At 41.6% G+C, this 4,135-nt stretch carries 6 protein-coding genes; 1 reads left to right on the plus strand and 5 read right to left on the minus strand.

What is annotated here, in order from left to right; all coding sequences use genetic code 11:
* From AACQ21_RS04950 to AACQ21_RS04965, 4 genes are all read right to left on the minus strand, one after another.
* Positions 1-607: SgrR family transcriptional regulator (locus tag AACQ21_RS04950; protein ID WP_181185599.1), on the minus strand; the 607-nt coding region annotated here is incomplete at its 3' end.
* A gap of 79 nt (positions 608-686) precedes the next feature.
* The gene (locus AACQ21_RS04955) at positions 687-920 is read right to left on the minus strand and encodes a DUF3389 domain-containing protein (RefSeq protein WP_010320752.1); all 234 of its coding nucleotides are present in this window, start codon (positions 918-920) and stop codon (positions 687-689) included.
* 1 nt (position 921) lies between these two features.
* A complete protein-coding gene (locus AACQ21_RS04960; protein ID WP_010320753.1) occupies positions 922-1,374 on the minus strand; it encodes a hotdog fold thioesterase in 453 nt (150 codons plus the stop codon).
* A gap of 267 nt (positions 1,375-1,641) precedes the next feature.
* Entirely contained in the window at positions 1,642-2,724 is a 1,083-nt protein-coding gene (locus tag AACQ21_RS04965; protein WP_105977530.1) for a site-2 protease family protein, read from the minus strand.
* Positions 2,725-2,927: 203 nt separating this feature from the next.
* Here AACQ21_RS04965 and AACQ21_RS04970 point away from each other — a divergent pair, with 203 nt between their 5' ends.
* The gene (locus AACQ21_RS04970; RefSeq protein ID WP_181185600.1) at positions 2,928-3,494 is read left to right on the plus strand and encodes a PhnA domain-containing protein; all 567 of its coding nucleotides are present in this window, start codon (positions 2,928-2,930) and stop codon (positions 3,492-3,494) included.
* A gap of 147 nt (positions 3,495-3,641) precedes the next feature.
* Here AACQ21_RS04970 and AACQ21_RS04975 read toward each other — a convergent pair whose 3' ends face one another.
* Positions 3,642-3,833 (minus strand): hypothetical protein, encoded by a 192-nt coding sequence (locus AACQ21_RS04975; RefSeq protein WP_017042819.1) that lies wholly within the window; start codon positions 3,831-3,833, stop codon positions 3,642-3,644.
* Between the last annotated feature and the right edge of the window lie 302 nt (positions 3,834-4,135).

A 4,135-nucleotide genomic window follows, 5' to 3' on the forward strand; every position in this document is an offset into this window, starting at 1 on the left:
GGATAACACCGTCGGTGGTAAGTAAATCACCATTGTGGAAACGAACCCCTGGGCGAAGATAAAAACGCCAATGTGTTGCTGTCACCGATTCCCACGTATGAGCGAGATCTGGTTGCAGCTGTTCATATTCATCTAGCCGCGTTAGCCCACTAAAAATTTGCATTACGATATGTTGCTCAGATCGACGCATCGATTTTAGAGGGTTTAGCATCGAAAGCGGGCGATAATAAGGCAGCCGTATGACTTGCAGCCCTTCTTGATGCTGAACACCAAGATAGCTTTGGATCACTTGCGTCAGTTTCGCAGCATCTTGGTCCAGTACCGAAAATGCGTGTCCAATTTTACCTTCATCTAAGTATCGACGCGCAAGGTTTTCACTGACATCACTGCGACTACGTTTAAAAATGAGATCGGATAATTTTCCACGACCCGCAGCAGGACGCCATTCAATCCAGCCTTCATCCTCCATTTTATTTAGAACAATACGCGCATTACGACGTGTGCAGAAAAGGATCTCGGTGATCTCTTCTAACTGGACACCAACATCTTGGCCGTTAAAGTGCTCAAATAAGGATTCAAATTGAACGCGAAGTCGTGGGCTACTCATAAAGAGGAAATCTCAATTTATAAAAAACAGAGATAGTTTCCTCATTTTATATTGGTTATGCAATAGCCTTAATCACTGTTTAGAGAATATTACAGCCGAGTTGCTGAGAAAGTTGTTGAATTTGCTCTTCGTTGTCCAACTTAATCGACCATTTACTTTCTGAGCAATTTACAGAGATGACATTCGCCCCTCTCCCAATAAGCTGAACAGCATCGGCTTGGGCTTGTAGCGTAATGGCGAGATCACCCAATACTCGTACCACTAATTCATGGGGTGTTACGATGATTTTTCCACCTGAAAATTCAATCACCATTTTATAAATCAACCTTGATAGCTTGAGAACGGTTACGAATTTTTTGTACTGCGACCGTCAAACGGCTGGTGCACACTAAACGTTCGCGCTCATCAGTGATATTGATTTGCCATACTTGTGTTGAAATACCAAGATGAATAGGTGTCGCCGTTCCTATGACCATCCCTTCTCTCATGGCGCGGACATGATTAGCATTAATGTCTAACCCTACACAATAGTGTTCTTGATCCACACTGAAATTCGCGGCAACTGAACCTAACGTTTCCGCAAGTACCACCGAGGCCCCACCATGCAACATACCAAGCGGCTGGTGGGTAAAGTGACAAACAGGCATGGTCGCAGACAAAGAGTGATCAGTATAATCGGTATAAATAATATTGAGATGCTCTATCAAGGTGTTTTTGGAGGTGGCGTTTAACGTTATTAAATCGATAGGCTTCTTCCAAATATCCATGCTTTTTTGTCTCATTCATCGTAAAAGAGGTTCATTCTATACTTAAAAGGTAATGACTTGCAGCGAGTAATCAGTCAGTTCCAGTGATTGAGATCCAGCCAACTAAACATTTTCGAGACAGATCCGATCGCTCATAAATATTAACTGCAGTGTTATCATTAGCAGTTTATCGGTGCTAAGAAGCCTCTTCATAGAAGTCATTTAAGCACTTAAAGATGAGCACAAAAAGTGCTCTTATACATGGCTTACAAGTGTCAACGTACCGACTCAAGTACCTAAAATGCGTAATGGCAGTTGTAGCAGCTCATCCCCTGTCGTTGCAAAACCCCAAATAATAGCGATAAGCGCAGCCACTAGGCCGACATACCAAAGTGAAGCTACAATTTGTCCATATCGATTCAGAGGTAGCAAATGACTTTGATGACGCTGCTTCCATTCCATCACAATTTCAATGCTGCCCATAATCAATAAAAAGCCGAACAGGGTTAATCCAAGCCAATAGCTCAGAATGACACCAGCGATCGCCGCAAGAGCACATAACGCAATCCCCAAAGTGCTGTTCATAGAAAAGCTGATGCTTTTTAACACGTGACCACCATCAAGCGGCAATATAGGCAATAGATTGAATAGATTGAGAAAGGCATTAAAAACAGCAAGGCCGGCAAAAAACATCTCTCCCGTTATCCAATACACGACAACCAGCACAACCGAGAGCAGCAAACCAAAAAATGGCCCCATAATTGAGATCACTACGTCTTGCCAACGTGTATTGATTTTTTTATCACTTAATGCCAAGCCACCAAGAAATGGAATGAGATAAATACCTTTAGTCTTCATACCAAAATACTTCATCGCTTTGATATGGCCAAATTCATGGAACACCAAACAGGCAATAAGCGCCATAGCAAACTGGAAGGAAAATAACCACGAATAAGCTGCGATACTTGCTGACGCCAAAACGACTTTAATCAGCTTGGCACTTTTCAGTGCTTTCATGCCAAGCGATACTAGGCCGATAAGGCTAAAACGTCGTTCCGGCTTTGGCGGGCTATAAGGTGTTTGTTTTTCAATGTCTTTTTCTGAACGCTCGCCCTGCGTGACAATGTCACCATTCACCAATGCCTGATAACTCAGTTTAAAAGGTTGCCAACTCAGCTCGACATTTAGCTCACATTGGATCGGCGTTTCACCACTTAATAACTGAAATCTATGGGTCGTTGCTGCCTCGTTATCCCCTGTTGCATCGCATTGCGCGACCAGTTGATTATCCCAATAGAGTTGCTGCCAGCCTGACATTGAACCTTCGAGACGAAGTGATTTTCCTAAAAATGGAGCGGAAAGGAGTTCCACAGTGATACCTGCACGCAAACATAAAAACGGCGTTCATTATGCCTTTGAGCAATAACAGCGTAAAGCACGATGCCCATTTTCTTATGATTGAAGATGACTTAGTTCAATTCCCTCACGAATACCAAGCTTTTTGCCATCTCCCCTTTTAATTCCAGTCGTAACGTGGATAATACGCGCTTACATATTTTTACAAGGTGGGTACTATGTCTACTGAAGCAACTTTACTTGAACGCAGCCAATCAAAATGTGAGCTTTGTTCATCAGAATCTCCATTAGCTCCATTTGTGGTAGCACCACACACTATGGTTACTGTTGACCATGCCGTTATGTTGTGTGATATCTGCAAAGGTCAAATTGAGAACCCAGAAACAGTAGATATGAACCATTGGCGTTGTTTGAACGACAGCATGTGGAGCCAAGAGCAACCCGTTCAGGTGCTGGCGTGGCGTCAACTCAAGCGTCTTTCGGCCACTGAAAGCTGGGCTCAAGACCTACTTGATATGATGTATCTTGAAGAAGAAGCCGCAAAATGGGCTGAAATTGGTATGGATGATGATTCGGAAAAACCTCGTGATGTGAATGGCGTAGAACTCAAGAAAGGAGACGACGTGACCATCATTAAAGATCTACCGATCAAAGGCTCAAGCCAAGTCATTAAACAGGGTACTGTGGTTCGCGGCATCAGTTTAAGCGACGATCCTAAGTTGATCTCTGGCAAAGCCAATGGCCAATCGATGTATATCATTGCTGAATACAGTCGCAAAAAATAAGAGTCATTGACGAATAAAAAAGGCGCAACTTGGTTTGCGCCATTTTTTCGGAACGATGATCAGTGAAACTAGCGGTTAACATACCAATTTTAAATACAAAAAAGCCGACGATTTAATCAGTCGGCTTTTATATCTCTACACACTGAATTAACGGTATAAACCGATATCTTTCTGCATGTGACCAGACAAATTATTCGCATAGTAGCTGCGAGGTTCGCTGTGGTCGACAAACAGAATGTCAACTAAATGTGCAATCAATCCTTTGAAGTTAACCGCGTAGGTTTTTTTATCCATAGAGGTAGGTGCTGTAATCGTACCCATATTCATTGCTTGTGCCATGATAGCCTCTCTATTAATTCGGTAACTTACTTTGTTGAAACGAATTCTAGGTGATATTTTTTTGGTTAAAAAATGACAAATTTTCCACATTCAAATTAGTTATTCTAATGAAACAACCCCGCAACAATGTGTGTTTTTATTATCCACAATAACCGACTACTTATTCATATTCACTCTTATTTGTTGAATTTAAATCTTAATCAGAAATAAAAATACAATTTATTTACAAAAAATTCACATTAATATTTTTATCATAAGTTAGATAGATAGAGGATAAATAAAAGATAGAGGTAAGTATTGCC

Source organism: Vibrio sp. V01_P9A10T6 (assembly GCF_963877065.1).
Lineage (GTDB): Bacteria > Pseudomonadota > Gammaproteobacteria > Enterobacterales > Vibrionaceae > Vibrio > Vibrio anguillarum.

Excerpts from the sequence above, each read along its gene's own strand:
- AACQ21_RS04955 (WP_010320752.1), bottom strand. The coding sequence starts at position 920 with ATGGTGATTGAATTTTCAGGTGGAAAAATCATCGTAACACCCCATGAA.
- AACQ21_RS04960 (WP_010320753.1), bottom strand. The coding sequence starts at position 1,374 with ATGGATATTTGGAAGAAGCCTATCGATTTAATAACGTTAAACGCCACC.
- AACQ21_RS04970 (WP_181185600.1), top strand. The coding sequence starts at position 2,928 with ATGTCTACTGAAGCAACTTTACTTGAACGCAGCCAATCAAAATGTGAG.
- AACQ21_RS04975 (WP_017042819.1), bottom strand. The coding sequence starts at position 3,833 with ATGGCACAAGCAATGAATATGGGTACGATTACAGCACCTACCTCTATG.